The sequence below is a fragment of the Ignavibacteria bacterium genome, assembly GCA_025612375.1.
Taxonomy (GTDB): Bacteria; Bacteroidota; Ignavibacteria; order Ignavibacteriales; family SURF-24; genus JAAXKN01.
This window is the reverse complement of the sequence record JAAXKN010000047.1, coordinates 17,160-31,091: the sequence shown is the minus strand read 5'-3', so window position 1 is coordinate 31,091 and position 13,932 is coordinate 17,160. Positions and strand designations below refer to the sequence as shown.

12 protein-coding genes are annotated in these 13,932 nt (G+C 46.4%); 2 read left to right on the top strand and 10 right to left on the bottom strand.

The genetic code is table 11. The features are described from left to right. Positions 1 to 353: 353 nt before the first annotated feature. Together HF312_18940 and HF312_18935 are read right to left on the bottom strand one after the other, a co-directional pair. The gene (locus HF312_18940) at positions 354 to 605 is read right to left on the bottom strand and encodes a hypothetical protein (GenBank protein ID MCU7522300.1); all 252 of its coding nucleotides are present in this window, start codon (positions 603 to 605) and stop codon (positions 354 to 356) included. A 203-nt stretch (positions 606 to 808) separates the two neighbouring features. Then, positions 809 to 1,078 (bottom strand): DNA polymerase III subunit beta, encoded by a 270-nt coding sequence (locus HF312_18935; protein MCU7522299.1) that lies wholly within the window; start codon positions 1,076 to 1,078, stop codon positions 809 to 811. Positions 1,079 to 1,188: 110 nt separating this feature from the next. Between HF312_18935 and HF312_18930 the strand changes: the two genes are divergently transcribed. Then, positions 1,189 to 2,079: a ThuA domain-containing protein gene (locus HF312_18930; GenBank protein ID MCU7522298.1), complete on the top strand. Its 891-nt coding sequence runs from the start codon at positions 1,189 to 1,191 to the stop codon at positions 2,077 to 2,079. A gap of 74 nt (positions 2,080 to 2,153) precedes the next feature. Here the strand turns inward: HF312_18930 and HF312_18925 are convergent, their stop codons facing one another. Further along, positions 2,154 to 4,010 carry a hypothetical protein gene (locus tag HF312_18925; GenBank protein MCU7522297.1) on the bottom strand — a complete coding sequence of 619 codons (1,857 nt, stop codon included), beginning with the start codon at positions 4,008 to 4,010 and terminating at the stop codon, positions 2,154 to 2,156. 827 nt (positions 4,011 to 4,837) lie between these two features. Between HF312_18925 and HF312_18920 the strand changes: the two genes are divergently transcribed. Next, positions 4,838 to 5,281, top strand: a complete 444-nt coding sequence (locus tag HF312_18920; protein MCU7522296.1) for an ester cyclase — start codon at positions 4,838 to 4,840, stop codon at positions 5,279 to 5,281. A 103-nt stretch (positions 5,282 to 5,384) separates the two neighbouring features. Here the strand turns inward: HF312_18920 and HF312_18915 are convergent, their stop codons facing one another. The 7 genes from HF312_18915 to HF312_18885 all read right to left on the bottom strand — a co-directional run bounded on the left by HF312_18915 (position 5,385) and on the right by HF312_18885 (position 13,872). Beyond that, positions 5,385 to 5,861 carry a purine-binding chemotaxis protein CheW gene (locus tag HF312_18915; GenBank protein ID MCU7522295.1) on the bottom strand — a complete coding sequence of 159 codons (477 nt, stop codon included), beginning with the start codon at positions 5,859 to 5,861 and terminating at the stop codon, positions 5,385 to 5,387. Positions 5,862 to 5,872: 11 nt separating this feature from the next. After that, positions 5,873 to 7,597 carry a HAMP domain-containing protein gene (locus HF312_18910; protein ID MCU7522294.1) on the bottom strand — a complete coding sequence of 575 codons (1,725 nt, stop codon included), beginning with the start codon at positions 7,595 to 7,597 and terminating at the stop codon, positions 5,873 to 5,875. Between the two features lie 479 nt (positions 7,598 to 8,076). After that, complete coding sequence (locus HF312_18905; GenBank protein MCU7522293.1) at positions 8,077 to 10,452, bottom strand: SpoIIE family protein phosphatase; 2,376 nt, start codon at positions 10,450 to 10,452, stop codon at positions 8,077 to 8,079. Between the two features lie 130 nt (positions 10,453 to 10,582). Then, positions 10,583 to 11,941, bottom strand: a complete 1,359-nt coding sequence (locus tag HF312_18900) for an AAA family ATPase (GenBank protein ID MCU7522292.1) — start codon at positions 11,939 to 11,941, stop codon at positions 10,583 to 10,585. Continuing rightward, positions 11,938 to 12,810 carry a hypothetical protein gene (locus HF312_18895; GenBank protein ID MCU7522291.1) on the bottom strand — a complete coding sequence of 291 codons (873 nt, stop codon included), beginning with the start codon at positions 12,808 to 12,810 and terminating at the stop codon, positions 11,938 to 11,940. Before HF312_18895 ends, HF312_18900 begins: the two co-directional genes overlap by 4 nt. Beyond that, the gene (locus tag HF312_18890; GenBank protein ID MCU7522290.1) at positions 12,807 to 13,271 is read right to left on the bottom strand and encodes a hypothetical protein; all 465 of its coding nucleotides are present in this window, start codon (positions 13,269 to 13,271) and stop codon (positions 12,807 to 12,809) included. Before HF312_18890 ends, HF312_18895 begins: the two co-directional genes overlap by 4 nt. Before the next feature lie 88 nt (positions 13,272 to 13,359). Beyond that, a complete protein-coding gene (locus HF312_18885) occupies positions 13,360 to 13,872 on the bottom strand; it encodes a hypothetical protein (protein ID MCU7522289.1) in 513 nt (170 codons plus the stop codon). Positions 13,873 to 13,932 lie beyond the last annotated feature (60 nt).

Sequence of the window (13,932 nt, the reverse complement as noted above, 5' to 3'; positions counted from 1 at the left end):
AAAAGAAAAATACAAAGAACTTCTTCTTGAAAGATTTGCAAGGTTATAAACCTGAGCGGCGGTCATAATTTTATAATGGCCGCAATGGATCAGTTATCCCCCATATATCACCAATTATTTTCCGATTATATTCCGGAATCTTATATTTGTACCTGTCAAAATAATCATTCTTTGGGAGCATCTATGCAGTGCACGTACTGCGGCAAAAGTATTCAGTCCGATGAGGTGGCGTTTGAAGGTCTATCCTTCTGTAATAACCTGTGTAAACATTTGTGGCAGAAGGGAAATACGGCTGCGGCGGAAGGATTTGAATTATGCAGAGTGCACTAAGACTTACTTAAAACATCTGATGATTAAAGGTTTTCAAGAAATGTATTGAGGTTGCCTTGAAACTTATTAAAGACTTTCGAAATATTTAATATTCCTCCCTGCATTTGTTCCCACTCCAGTTGAAATCCATACCCATGGAAGAAAACGTGTCTAAACCTTCTGTAGGGAGCCATCAACGCAGGAAGTTCATCCTTAAACAATTCGGGTAGTGGCGGCATTGGCGGATAGCAGAACCTTTTGAACAGTTCAACGTGCCAATTCTCCCCTTTGGGAATTTCTATATTGTAATATTTAGAAATACGTTTTAGTAAATTCTCTATCCCATTATAGAACTGGGCAAGGAATGCCCCAGCGGCAGTCTTTTCACGTACATTGGGTTGTTGGTCCGCAATATCTTCTGCCAGTTCTAAAAGTTCCGTCACTATCTGCTGGATCGCTTCAAGCTCAATGGAAATTTCTTCCCTGATTTCTTCTCTGGTCATAAAAGAATCTGTCCGTAATTTTCAATGTGCCTGGTAAACCGGGAAGATGGGCTCAAGGAAACTACATCCAGCGGAATATTCAGTTCCTCCTCCATTTTGCCAGCAAACTCAAATATTCTCCAGCCTCTTATGCCATCAAGAGCAATATCTATATCACGCGCTGTTTCAGGAGCGGCAACTGCACTGCCGAACATAATTATCCTTGTTGCTCCATAGTTTTTTGCTTCAGAAACTATCCTGTCTATCATTTCCTTAGTGATTTTCATATCAGATTCCTTTTTCCCTTGGAACTGTTCTTCATCTGTTCGAATATAAGTATTTTTCGAATCATTTTGTATATTCAGGTAATATTTTTCAGAACTTATCAGGTTGGCATATGCCCGGATTAACTGCCCGCAATTTTATTTGTTCAGCTCTGCTGATTGCCTTTTGCTTACTCTCCCCCGTGTTTATTGGTACGGGCGCGGCACAGCAGAAACAAATTGAAAAGCATTCCTCAAAATTCAGCGTGATCGGCTTTTTTACCGGCAAAAATGACCAGGCTCATGTAAGTTTTGTGCATGAGGCCAACAGGTGGCTTTCTTCTCAAGCCTTAAAGTATAATTTCACTTACGACTCAACAAACAACTGGAACAACCTTAATGAAAAGTTTCTTTCTAATTACCAGGTTGTAATATTCTTAGATACGCGTCCCGACTCCGCCGCGCAAAGAATTGCTTTTCAGAAGTATATGGAAAACGGCGGTGCCTGGATCGGCTTCCATTTTGCCGCTTTTGCTCTTACCCCCTCTTCTTTCCCTGAGGACTGGGACTGGTACCATAATAAGTTTTTGGGCTCCGGAGAGTATAAGGGCAATACATGGAGGCCTACTTCGGCAATTCTTAAGGTCGAAGACTCTACTCATGCTTCAACTAAAGACCTGCCTCGCAAATTCACTTCGCAGCCTAATGAATGGTATAGCTGGAAGAACGACCTTCGTACGAATCCTGATATAAAAATTCTTTTATCTATAGATTCTGCAAGCTTCCCTCTTGGAACAGGCCCCAAACTTTATGAGATCTGGCACAGCGGCTATTACCCCGTGGTCTGGACAAACATACATTACCGCATGATCTACATCAATATGGGTCACAACGATATTGATTACGAACATAACTCAAGCAAAGAATTGTCATTTACATTTCAGAACGATGCACAGAACAAACTTATAATTAACAGTCTGCTATGGCTGGGACGCAGAAGCTCAGACGGTAATGGGAACGGTTAAAAGATATTTTGTGGGAACTGATGAATAATTAATGCCTGCCCCGGAGGGGGCAGGCTTTTTTGGGGAATGTTTTTCTAATTCAGGCTTACCTGTGTGCCTGCTTCCTCTGAGGAGGCTGAGGCTTCAGGTGACTTATCTGTATCTTTGGGCAGCTTGTCTTTTATTATCATTGCCAAAAGAGTGTTTACCAGGGAGTTGCCGTCCGATCCGCTGCCGCTTCCTCCGGCTACAATGTCCGGAACAAGCTTGAAGCCGCTGGTGGCAAGGGCTTTGGCAACTTCAATTGCCGCATAATTGCCCGATTCCATCGACTTGATCTTCATTGTTATAACATCCGCTTCAGCCGTACCAACTGCTTTAATCTTATCACCTTCGGCCGAACCCACGGTCTTTAATACCATAGCATCCGCCTCGGCGTTGATCTTCTTAGATTCTGCCACACCGCCCGCGCTTTTTACAGCTGCCTGGGCTTCAAATTCACTTATCTGAACTTTACGCTCGGCGTCAACTACCCTCGCCTGCGTATCGGCCAGCGCCTTTGCCTGCTGAAGCTCCTTGCGCGTGTCTTCTGCAAGGCGCTGCGTATCGTAGGTAACCTTCTCCTGCTCTGCTATCTTGCGGTCGGTAAGTGTTTTCATAAGCTCTTCGGGCGGCACAATATCGCCAATCAGGGTATCAACTGCGCCGACGTTATAGTCCTGCAGCGCTCTTGATATGCTCTGCCTTGCGTCATCCTGGCGCTCCTTACGGCCCTTGAGGAATTCAATTACGTCGGAGCCCTGGGCGGTGTTGCGGAAATAATTGCCTATTGTAGGCTCAAGCACCTGCGTAACCAGGTTTGCCACGCTTCCGAAACGCGCTATTACCTTCGGCGCATCGGTGCTTGGAATGTGAATGATCTGGCTTACGTCCAGACTGAAAGTAAAACCGTCGGATGAGCGGACCTTGATTGTAGAAAGCTTTTCATCGAGCCTGTGCGATTCGGTTTTGCCTGTAGCCCAGTTGAGCACAACGTTTGCTGTAGGCACAATTTCAACTTTGTGGGTGTAAGGATTGATAGGATATTTACCCGGATCAAGAGGCTTAACCCATACGCCCTTCTGCCCACGGCTTACAAGGTTTCCGTGCTTGAAGCTTTCGCCCGTAACGTCCACTCCCTGATCGCCCACGTAAGCAATTACAACGCCCACGTTTGCAATGGGTACGGTAGTCATTTCCTTAATTTCCACAGTAGCAAATCTGGGATTTATGTAATAGCGCCCGGCCAGTATAACCTGTTCCTGAAGGCCCTTAAAGCCGCCGTTATCAAGGAATATCTGTCCGTCCTGGAAGCTGTTATGCCCCGGTATTTCGCGCCCGGCAATTTCGCCCGTCTGCAGCGGCAGGCCTTCGCGTGTTGTAACAATACCCACCATATTGTCATCAATTTCAAGCGCCGCTTCTTCAACAACTGTAAATAGTGAAGTGTTGATGCGGTAAGTTCCCGGAGGGATAATTGTAATCTGGGGGCCGCGTTCGCCGCCGTTAAGAAGGAAGTCGCGTGCGCTCTGGAATGAGTCGCAGTTAACTTTCTTTGCAAGCACGCGTCCATCCTTAAGCGGATGCCCGTCCCTTGCCTCAACTATGCCAATATTGCCTTCTTTAATATTGATGAATTTCTGTTTAGAAACTTCGTACTGCCAGGGCCAGAGCCAGAAATGGAGGCCCGGGGCAAGAGTATCGGCCTGGTAGCCGGCTTCGCCATTGAGGGCAATGATTGCTCCGTCGGGCAGAGTGCGGTGTTTGCCCAGAAGGACGAACTTTTTATTAACAATGCCTATTGAGTCCTCGGGAATAATAACAATTCCGAAGAACCGTAAGAATAGTTTGTAGGCTACGATCAGAATAACAAGGAGGAATATCCACCAGTAGCTGCCTAAAAAATTTGCCATTTCCACGCTGCGGCTCCTATGATTAATGTTGGTAAAAATACGACATAGAAACTAGATAATTCCCCGTTAATTAGCAAAGGCGGGGATTAGGGGGGATTGTTTTGATTTTTTTATGACTAGCCACGAGCTTTAGCTCTACCGTGTATACACATTTAAGAGGTTGTGTATCAGATGTGAAAATAGAGCATCTGGAATAACGCAATCACTAAGCCCGCCTCGGGCGGGCGCTTTGTCTGTAGCCGGGGGTGACAAAACCCCGGAGGGGTGAGGGAACCCCCGGGAAACGTATTCCCCCCACACAAAAAAGAGCCCCGGGAGGGGCGACATGTATGGAAAATGGTTGAATCTATTGGGGAAATCCCGCCTAACCACAAATGATAACCCAATTTCATGAAATTTATCCATCATGGAACGGGAATATGTCGCGGCTGCCGCGGCTCCGGGGGTGGGGTTTGGGATCATTTCCCCCGGGGGTTCCCGCATTCACCTTCGGTGAATTTGGTCACCCCCGGCTACAAACAAATCGCTTCTCCGAAGCTCTGGATTATTTTTTGATCGTCGTTTTTCTACAGGCAAATCGCTTCTCCGAAGCTCTAAATTATTGTTGGGATGTCGTTTTGCTACAAATCGGCCGCGGCCGACTTCTCCGAAGCTCTATGGAGGGGGATAAAATTGTCGCCGGTTGGATACTTCCGGGGTATTACTCAATATTAGACCTTGATTAATTTCGGGTTTCTTCTAGTTTTTCTGGAAATTACTTCACTAAACAAATAGAAAAAAAACAGGAGAAATAACGGCAGAATAACAAATAATAAAAGGAGGAAACTATGTCTGTACAGGATAATAAATCTATCGTCCGCAATATATATGAATCCTATAACCGCAGGGATTTTAACGCCGCGGTTAAAAATGTGGATTCAGCAGGTATACTTACCAACATACCCGCCAATATGACATACAAGGGACCCGAGGGCTTCAAACAATTCATGAAAAATTGGGATGAGGCTTTCCCCGATTCAAAATGCGAGATTAAAAATATTGAAGCCGCAGAGGATTTTGCTATATGCGAATTCCGCGGCGTAGGTACGCACAAAGGCACTCTCAGAACTCCCGATGGCGATATTCAGGCCACCGGCAAACACGTGGATGTTCCGTTCTGCGACGTATACCACTTCAAAAACGGGAAAATAATCAGCTCAAGCAGCTATTATGACGTGGCGACTTTCATGAAACAGCTTGGAGTTCTTACCGAGCAGAAAATGCACGCTTAAAAGGCAAATTCAAAATAAAGAAGGCAGACCACGGTCTGCCTTTTTATGTTCACGCCTTAAGCACAAAACTATTACCCGGCTTTAAGGCCAGGGTTTCATATCACTAATTTACCAGTTCCTGCAGCTGCTCTTTTTCTTCACCCAGCAGCGCCTTTTCAAGGTCGAGCAGTATCAGAAGCCTGTCTTCAAGCCTTGCAATAGAGGTGATGTAATCTGAATTTATGCCGGCAGCAATTGCAGGCGGCGCCTCAGTAATATTTACCGGAATGCGCAGCACCTCGCTTACGCTGTCAACAATAAAGCCCACGGTCCTGCCGCAGATTTCAACTACAATTGTCCTGGAATTCCTGTCGTGCTCAATTCTCTGAAGCCCCAGCTTCTTTCTTAAGCTAATAACAGGTATTACCCTTCCCCTCAGGTTAATTACACCGTCAACAAATTCGGGTGAATTAGGCATCTGTGTAATTTCTATCATCCTGATAATTTCCTGAACCTTCAGTATGTTCACTCCGAACTCTTCATTGCCTATCTTAAAGCTGACGAGCTGAAGTATTTCATCCTTGTTTTCTGCCTTTTCCATTTTAATTCCCCTTACTTCTTAATTAGTTTACTATTGTTTTTTGCTACAAATCCGTTAGAAGACTGCCTCTCATTGCCGCTGTTAATCTTAAAGCCCGCTACAATCTCCTGTAGATTAACCGTAAGGCGGTTTAAGTCCTCTGCAGCACGCGCAATCTGCTCAGTTCCGGCGGCAGACTGCTGAGTTACACTGGAAATGCCCTCAATGTTCTTGGATATCTGTTCGGCGGCACTGGACTGTTCCTCACTTGCCGCGGCAACCTGCAGGACCACGTCAGTTGTTTTCAGGGCTCCCTTGAGGATTTCACTTAAGACCTCTGCCACTTCTTCAGTCAGTTTCATCCCTGCTTCAACGGCTATTCTGGCCTCTCCCATGGATGAGTCTGCGTCTTTTGCCTCGTCCTGTATGGCTTTTATAGTCTCTGCTATTTCCTTTGTAGCCTTAGTCGTACGCTCGGCCAGTTTTCTTACCTCATCTGCAACAACGGCAAAGCCGCGTCCCTGTTCGCCGGCACGCGCAGCCTCAATTGCGGCATTTAAGGCAAGTAAGTTAGTCTGGTCTGCAATGTCGTCAATTACCTGGGTGATCTCGCCAATCTGTTCGCTTCTTTTTGAAAGGGAGGCTACAATTCTTGAGGTTTCCTCTGATGAGACTACAATCTTCTCAATTCCCTTCTTTGTATCGTTAATCTTCTTAGCTCCTTGTTCAGCCGCCTGGCTGGAGCCCCTTGAGACATTTGCTGCTTCATTTGCATTCTTTGCTGTTTCATAGACGGTTTTAGTCATCTCCTCAATAGCTCCTGCCACCTCTGTTGCCTGCTGGCTCTGTTCCTGTGCTCCTGCGGCCATCTGCTCGGAAGAAGAGGATATTTCATTTGCAGCTGAAGCTGTAGCCTGTACGGCTTCACTTACCATTGAGAGTGTGTTTTGAAGGTCTCCAACCATTTTGTTTATATTCACACTCAGCTTATAGAGGTCGCTCTTTTCGTCGAGCTCGAGATTCTTTGTAAAGTCGCCATGGGCAACTAAGCCTATTACATCTGCAATAGGAGCCACCTGTTCATTCAGGTATTCTCTCTGTTTTGCTTCCAGGTCGCGCAGGTCTATAAAGTTTGCAAAGCAGGCAACCATCTCTTTTTTGCTGTTATAAATAGGTCCCGAAGTAATCAAAGCCGGGAATGTGTTCCCTTCATGGTCCTTAATATAGTGTTTTTCCTCATTTAAGAATTTCCCCTGGAAAGCATTTATGGAAACTGATTCCTGAATAAAAGCTTCCTTAACCGTAAGCTTTCCTATTATTTCTTCCGGTTTTTTATTAAGGCGGATCATTTTCAGCGTTGCGTTATTAACCGAGAGGACTTTAGTATTCTTATCGGCTATAAACATAGCTGCGCTGAGCCCCTGCTGAAAGCTCTGCGCCATAGCAATTTCGTCATTAATCTTTCCGATCATGGTATTGAAGCCTTCAGAAAGATGGCCTATTTCGTCGTTACTCTTATAATCAACCGTAACCGACAGGTCGCCATCAATTACCCTGCGCGTTGCCAGGCTCAGTTTACCCACAGGATCACTGATCTTTTTATGTATGAGCAGGTAATTTACCGTCTGCGAAAAGATCAGGAATCCAATTATTCCATACATCGTATTCTGCAGCATCATGGAATTAGCCACTCCAAGCCCCAGAATTGCAAGACCTGTAACAATATAGATACCAAAGAACATTTTTTTAATCGACATTAATTTCTCACTTCTTTTAACTGTTAATGATTTGGAACGCAGACAGAATTCTTACACCGGCATTTTATCGAACATCATACTCTCTGCAGTGTAAGGGCAAAGAGTTAATAGCAAGCCCTGCCTTAACTGATGCATAGGATCATAAAAATGGGATCAATTTGCTGTAAGTACAAAAGGCATGCCGATTGAAGATTTGTCTGCATTTAGATAATTAAGGGCACCATTTTCCCCAACAACTCTCATAAAATCAGGTACCGGACACCTCATTTGCTTAAGAAATAAGTCTTAGTTGCTTTTATTATCGGTATTATTCTTCTTCAATTTAGGGGCTAATGGAATTTTTTTATTCCTTTAAATAAAAATCTGATGTTCATTTTTGCGTTGATGAGCCGCCGCTCCCCCATACAAAAATTGGGTGAAATTTGCAGAATGCATTATAAAATATTAATAAATTCACGTCCGGGGCCCGCAATTTGCGGTTATTTAACCTTAATTACCATTACCGTCATATCGTCCTCAAGCGTATTTTCGCCGGCCCAGGCGCGGGCGGAGGCGCAAATGTGATCTATAATCTCCCCCGCGGGCTTTCCGGCGGCTTCCCTGAAGGCCTCCACCACCCTTTCCATTCCATAAGTCTCTTTTTTAGGGTTAAACATCTCGGGCAGGCCGTCGGTCATAATCAGCAGCACGTCGCCCGAACAGATGTTTCCTGAGATCTTCTGATACGGAAAATCGTTAAACGCCCCCAGCGGCATCCCCTTCAGAAGGAACTCCTCCACCTTGCCCGAAGCCTTCCTGTAGATCTGCATGGGCGGCATTCCGGCCGATACATACTCCAGGCAGTCATCCTTAATCCTTATAAGCGACATGCACATGGTAAGCATATAAAGGTTCATCTGCTTAATTGAGCGGTTGAATGAGTGCATTACCTCAATCAGGTCCTTTTCACGCGCCAGAGTGTTGAATAAGCCTTTTGCCAGGATCACCATATTGCCAGCCTTAAGGCCGTGGCCTGTGGCGTCGCCAATAACGGCAGTAAGGGCGTTATCGTCAGTCATATGGAAATCGTAATAATCGCCCCCAACCTCGGCCGCGGTTTTCATAAAGCAGGCAACCTCAAGGTTCCCCGATTGGGGTACATCCTTCGGCAGAAGCGACAGCTGCAGCTCCCGCGCGGACTCCAGCTCCCTGGTCTTCCTCAGGTTTTCAGCCTCCATTACCCTCCGTTCAATTTCAAGCGATGCCCTGATCCTCTCCTGCTCAATTGCGTTTTCCGAAAGCACCTTCACCTTCTCAAGCTGCTCTTCAAGGTCCCTATTGACGTAGGCGAAATTATACGACAGGTACAGCGACATTGCAATAACAAAAGCTATCATTCCGTAAACATAAGACTGCTGAAGGCCGAAGAAGTAAATGATATTAAAATCCATCAGCAGCTGCAGCAGAATGAATAGGCTCATTACAATAAAGCCGGGCAGGATTATCCACGTGCCCCTGCGCTTTACGCCGCATTTCCTTACCGAGGCATACACGCCTTCGGCAAGCGTAATGCCAAACTGAAGGTAAATAAAATAAGTAGTCACGCCGGGCGAAACATTAAAGAATCCCGAAACGGATAACGCTATATAATAAGCCAGGTACGCGCGCCATCTTTTAGGCAGTGTGTCGTAGCTTACGGAATACATAGTCATCAGTCCGAAGAATATGGCCGTTGCAGCCGAGAGGACGTTAAGCCTCTGCAGGAATACCATCAGGTCCACGTTATCCAGCATAAAGCGTTCATAGTTGAAATACGTAAGTCCCGCAAACCCGAGCAGGCAGAAGGCGTAGTAAAGGTTCTGTTTCTGGCGCCTGTAGAAGATATAAAGGAACAGGTGCAGAAAAGAAAGTATTAGCGGAATAAGCGTAAAGACCATCTGGTGTATTGTGTACGGCCTCAGTTCATCGGTAATGCTGAACGCCGAATTAAGGTCCATCAGAAAAATCGCAAATCCCGGGTCAAATCCCTGGTTCAGCTGAACGGCTGTGTTATAGTTGGCATACCTTACGGCAATCACCTGGTCCGCTTTCGGGTCAAAAGTAAATTCCAGCCAGTCGTTTTTAGGAGATGGGCTGTAGCCCGATTGGGAAGTGCCCACCTTCCCGAACGACTTAAGGAGGCGGCCGTTATAGTATATTTCGGACGCGCCCATCTGTGTTATTTTCATGCCGAAGGTTTTACCCCACAGCGCCGGGTCCACATTAAGGCGCGTTCTGAACCACCCGGTACTATTCCAGCGGAGGCTGTCAAAGTTATCCGTAGAAAAGCTGGAGGCTGCGGTCTGCCACAGAGTGTCGTCAAAGTCAGGCTTTGCCCATTCTGTGTTATCGCCGCTGTGGTATTTCCAGTTATTTACAAGCTTAATGCTGTTGTCGTAGCCCTGTATAATACCGGGCTTAACGTTCCTTGCGTGCAGGTAGCGTCCCCAGTTCTCAACGCTGAGTGTAACCGTGGTATCCTTCGTAACGGTGAGTCTTGAGTTATCCAGTATCCACCCGTCGGCGTTCAGGGCCTCTGAGTTCCAGCTGCCGAGGGTAACCTTAAACTCCACGCTTTGTCCCTCGTTAAAAGAGAGCGTTTTAATAAAAGCCGTATCCGACTTGCGTTCCATTCTTACGGCCGAAGCATCCCAATTGCCCAGGGTTTTATTATTTCCTGTAAGGTACACGTTATCCGAAGGCAGAAGGCGGTGTTTGGAAATTACCTTAAAGCTCACGTTTCTCTTAGGTCCCCCAGGCAGGCTGCAGCCCGCGCACAGCAGGGAAAAAGAGGCAATAAGCAGAAAAAGCCTGAATATATTTTTCTTAACAGTCATAGGCCGGATCCTTAAAAATTTTTACGGACAACCGGGGGAGAGGGAAAAAATTTATTATGACGTAAAATAGACAAAAGCCAATTAAAAATTAAAAATTAAAAATTAAAAAGTAAGGGCAAAGCTGAGGGCGTTAGGGTTTCACGCTCTTAACGCTCTCAATACGGTGAATGGGACGCAGGTACTGGACCGTTACCAGGCCCGTCCTGCCGCTCCGGGCTTTGGCTATAATTACTTCCATGTAATCTTCCGCCTTAAGAGGATTGCCCAGCATATCGTAATACGTGCACTGCTTCCCCTCAAAAGGATCTATTCCATACTCAATGGGGCGGTAGAGCATCAGCACAAGCTTGGCTTCCTGCTCAATTGAACCCGACTCCCTTAAATCCGATATCTGCGGGCGGTGGTTCAGTCTCTTTTCGGAATCGCGGTTAAGCTGGCTTAAAATAATAATGGGAATTCCCGTTTTCTTTGCAAACACCCTCAAATCGCGCACAAGCGATCCCACCTCAAGGTCGTAGCGTTCCTGCTGGTAATTGGTTTTAATTAGGGTCATATAGTCAATCATAATCACGTCCACCTTGTGCCTGAGGCGCCAGTAGTTGATTTTGGCCTTAATTGTCTCGGGAGTTTCAAGCGCGTTATCATCAACCACGTAGTCGTCTATGCAATACAACTTTGCCGCTTCAATAAGCATTTTGAATTCCGCGTCGTTAACTTCCCCCTTTTCTATGCGCAGCGAATCTATACGCGCCGCCTCCGAAATATTCCTTACAAACAGGCTTCCTGCTTCCATCTCCAGGCTGAAAATGGCGGGCTTCAGTCCCTGCTTAATAAAATTCCTCATCAGCTGAAGCATAAAATCGGTTTTTCCCATACCCGGCCGGGCGGCAATTACGGTAATATGGTTTTTAGGTATCCCCATTATGTTATTATCCAGATCTGGAATGAGAGTGCGTATGTACTGGTTCGATTTGCCATTCATGGCATCCTGGACTTCCCTCAGCGTATCCTCGCCGGTATTTATATTTTTCACCTCCTTCATGCATCCGCCAATATTTTCCTGGAGGTTCGAATTAACATATTCCACAAGTCCCATCGCAAAATCGAGCCCTGTCTCGCGTGTGGTTCTTATAAAATCCCTCACCTCCCTTTCGATCTTAATTTCCGTAAGGAGCTTAATTGCGTCGCCCGTATTGCGCACCCAGTCAGCGTTAAGAATATTTTCGCTGAGGTGCTTCCGCAGCTCCTGCGAGTTTTGCTTTAGAATCAGGTTTTCATAGATTGCAGCCGAATCGGGGACGTGCCCGGTATTATAAAAATAGTTCATCGCCTCGTTAAAGATGAGGCGGTTCTCCTGGCATGAAAAAATTCCCGCCGGCGGATTAACGGCCGCCACGCTGAAAAAACATTCCTTGCTGGAAAGCATGGAGTTAAGGGCTGAGAGCTCGAGCGCCATGTGCTCCTTTGCAGTGTTTGAAGATCCGTTCATGACAGAGGCCTCCATGATGTTGGAACAAGTTTATTATTTTTCTTTTCCTCCGCGTTCATATCCAGGAGGATCTTGTGGAAATGGACTTTCAGTTTATAAGGCGAAACTATCAGTCTGCTCCAGCCCTGGCTTCTCTGAGAGAACCCTATGAGCCGGCTGAGGACGTCAGAAGAGATCCTGTCATCCACAATCATGCTTCCGATCTGCAGTCCCCACTTTTCCATATCGGGCTGTTCGAAATAGGGGTTGTTTTTCCTTAATTCAGAAAAAAGAAAAGACGCAAGCGATGAGGCTTCAGCGCTTGCATACTTCTTCTTATAATTAATATATTCTTCTGTTGTGACTGATTTTTTTGCTTTGGACTGGATTGGAATAGTGTCTATGCCCTCATCAGAAGCGCCCGCGGGAAGGAAGATTCCCTGCGAAAACAGCCCGTTTTTCAAAGAATCCGCCTCTTCCTGTGGGTGTCTAAAAACCCGTCTCATTTTAGCGTCTTTACCCTGTCTCGGCTTTTCAGGCACATACTGGTACTTTTCCCAGTCAGTAATTCTTATAACGGTAGTGCAGGTGCCGGAGTTTACCTTAATGAGACCCATTTTTACAAATTCCCTCAGCAGGCTGTAAACAAAGCAGCGGCTTCGCTGCCATCTTTTGGCTAGAGTGCCAATCGGGTAAGCCAGTTCGCCGGGTTCAACGGTAATTTCAGTCTTACCGAATTTAACGGTTCTTCTTCTGAAAGAAGCGAGCATCAGCAGGTCGAGCCATGCGCGCACGCGGTCAAAAGGAGAGTTCATCCAGAAGTAAATATTAGTAACCTCCCTGGGGAGTTTAAGGAATCCGTTCACAGGGAACTTAGAGTATTTATTCATGTGGGCTCCTCCGCCCCGCGGAAGAACTCCTTTGCCTCGCGGGCGTTAAGTTTTGGGGACAGGCCTTTAAGGCGGGCCAGGTTCCGGATTATGGCCTTAAGGAGCGACCTGTCGCCGTAGCAGAAAGAGTCCACATAGTCCAGAGCGCTCATATAGGTGTTGAAAATATCCATTCTGCCGCTGAAGTGTTCGAGCCAGAACGGGCTGCACTCGCCGCACCAGAGTTCGTGGAAGAAAGTGCTTTTATAGTAAGCCAGGAATTTGGCGGGCCTTCCGCAGTTAGGGCATTCGGCGTTCATTTTCATTTCGTCGAACTGAGCTATAAGGCGCTTAAACTCCTTTTTCAGCTTCAGCTCCCCGACAGTGTCACTTTGGCGCCGGATGACATATTTAACATAATACGGGTCGGATAGGACCATCATTTCCAGCGGCCGGCCTTTAGGTTTTGCAATTTCAGCCATGATAATTTCTCCTTAATAATTATGTAAAAAAATAATTAAGGGCGGGGCGGCAGAAAGAGCGTGCACCCCGCCGGAGTTAAAGTGCCGTTTAGCGGGAGCGTTCACACGGCATAAGGTCCCGCGTTGTTTCCGGAGTCTGTACCGCTTCAGGCGCAAAGAAATCCACAGCCTCACGGGGGCCTATTTTATCGGGCAGGCCTTTAGCCTTGGCAATATTTCTAATAACCATGCGGTAGAAGAACTTCTCGCCGTGGCAGAAGTCGTCCACGTACTCCAGTGCGCTCATATAGTCGCAGAAGGTATCGAACCTGCATTCCTGGGTTATCATCCAGTGGGGTATGCAGGTGCCGCACCAGGGTTCAAAGAACAGAGTGCCTTTATAGAAGGCGAGGAGTTTAGCCGGTTCATTGCAGTTCCGGCACATGGGTATAAGACTTTTCTGGTCGAACAGAGCAATAAGGCGCAAGAAATCCTGTCTCACTTCAGGCATATCGCCCTCAGGGTTTCTGAAGTCAAGCGTACGCTTAACGTAGAAAGGGTCGGAGAGCACAACAAGATCCGCAGGTTCTCCCCTGTGTCGCAATCCCTGGGTAATAATCATTTCTTCTCCTTTGATGTTAAAAAACAATAATCGCCTTTTTCCTGATCAGGGGGCGGGATC

Bases quoted from the DNA above. Each gene is read 5' to 3' on its own strand.
- HF312_18885 (MCU7522289.1), bottom strand. From the start codon at position 13,872: ATGATTATTACCCAGGGATTGCGACACAGGGGAGAACCTGCGGATCTT.
- HF312_18890 (MCU7522290.1), bottom strand. From the start codon at position 13,271: ATGGCTGAAATTGCAAAACCTAAAGGCCGGCCGCTGGAAATGATGGTC.
- HF312_18905 (MCU7522293.1), bottom strand. From the start codon at position 10,452: ATGACTGTTAAGAAAAATATATTCAGGCTTTTTCTGCTTATTGCCTCT.
- HF312_18915 (MCU7522295.1), bottom strand. From the start codon at position 5,861: ATGGAAAAGGCAGAAAACAAGGATGAAATACTTCAGCTCGTCAGCTTT.
- HF312_18900 (MCU7522292.1), bottom strand. From the start codon at position 11,941: ATGAACGGATCTTCAAACACTGCAAAGGAGCACATGGCGCTCGAGCTC.
- HF312_18935 (MCU7522299.1), bottom strand. From the start codon at position 1,078: ATGAAAATCACTAAGGAAATGATAGACAGGATAGTTTCTGAAGCAAAA.
- HF312_18925 (MCU7522297.1), bottom strand. From the start codon at position 4,010: ATGGCAAATTTTTTAGGCAGCTACTGGTGGATATTCCTCCTTGTTATT.
- HF312_18930 (MCU7522298.1), top strand. From the start codon at position 1,189: ATGCCCGGATTAACTGCCCGCAATTTTATTTGTTCAGCTCTGCTGATT.
- HF312_18920 (MCU7522296.1), top strand. From the start codon at position 4,838: ATGTCTGTACAGGATAATAAATCTATCGTCCGCAATATATATGAATCC.
- HF312_18895 (MCU7522291.1), bottom strand. From the start codon at position 12,810: ATGAATAAATACTCTAAGTTCCCTGTGAACGGATTCCTTAAACTCCCC.
- HF312_18910 (MCU7522294.1), bottom strand. From the start codon at position 7,597: ATGTCGATTAAAAAAATGTTCTTTGGTATCTATATTGTTACAGGTCTT.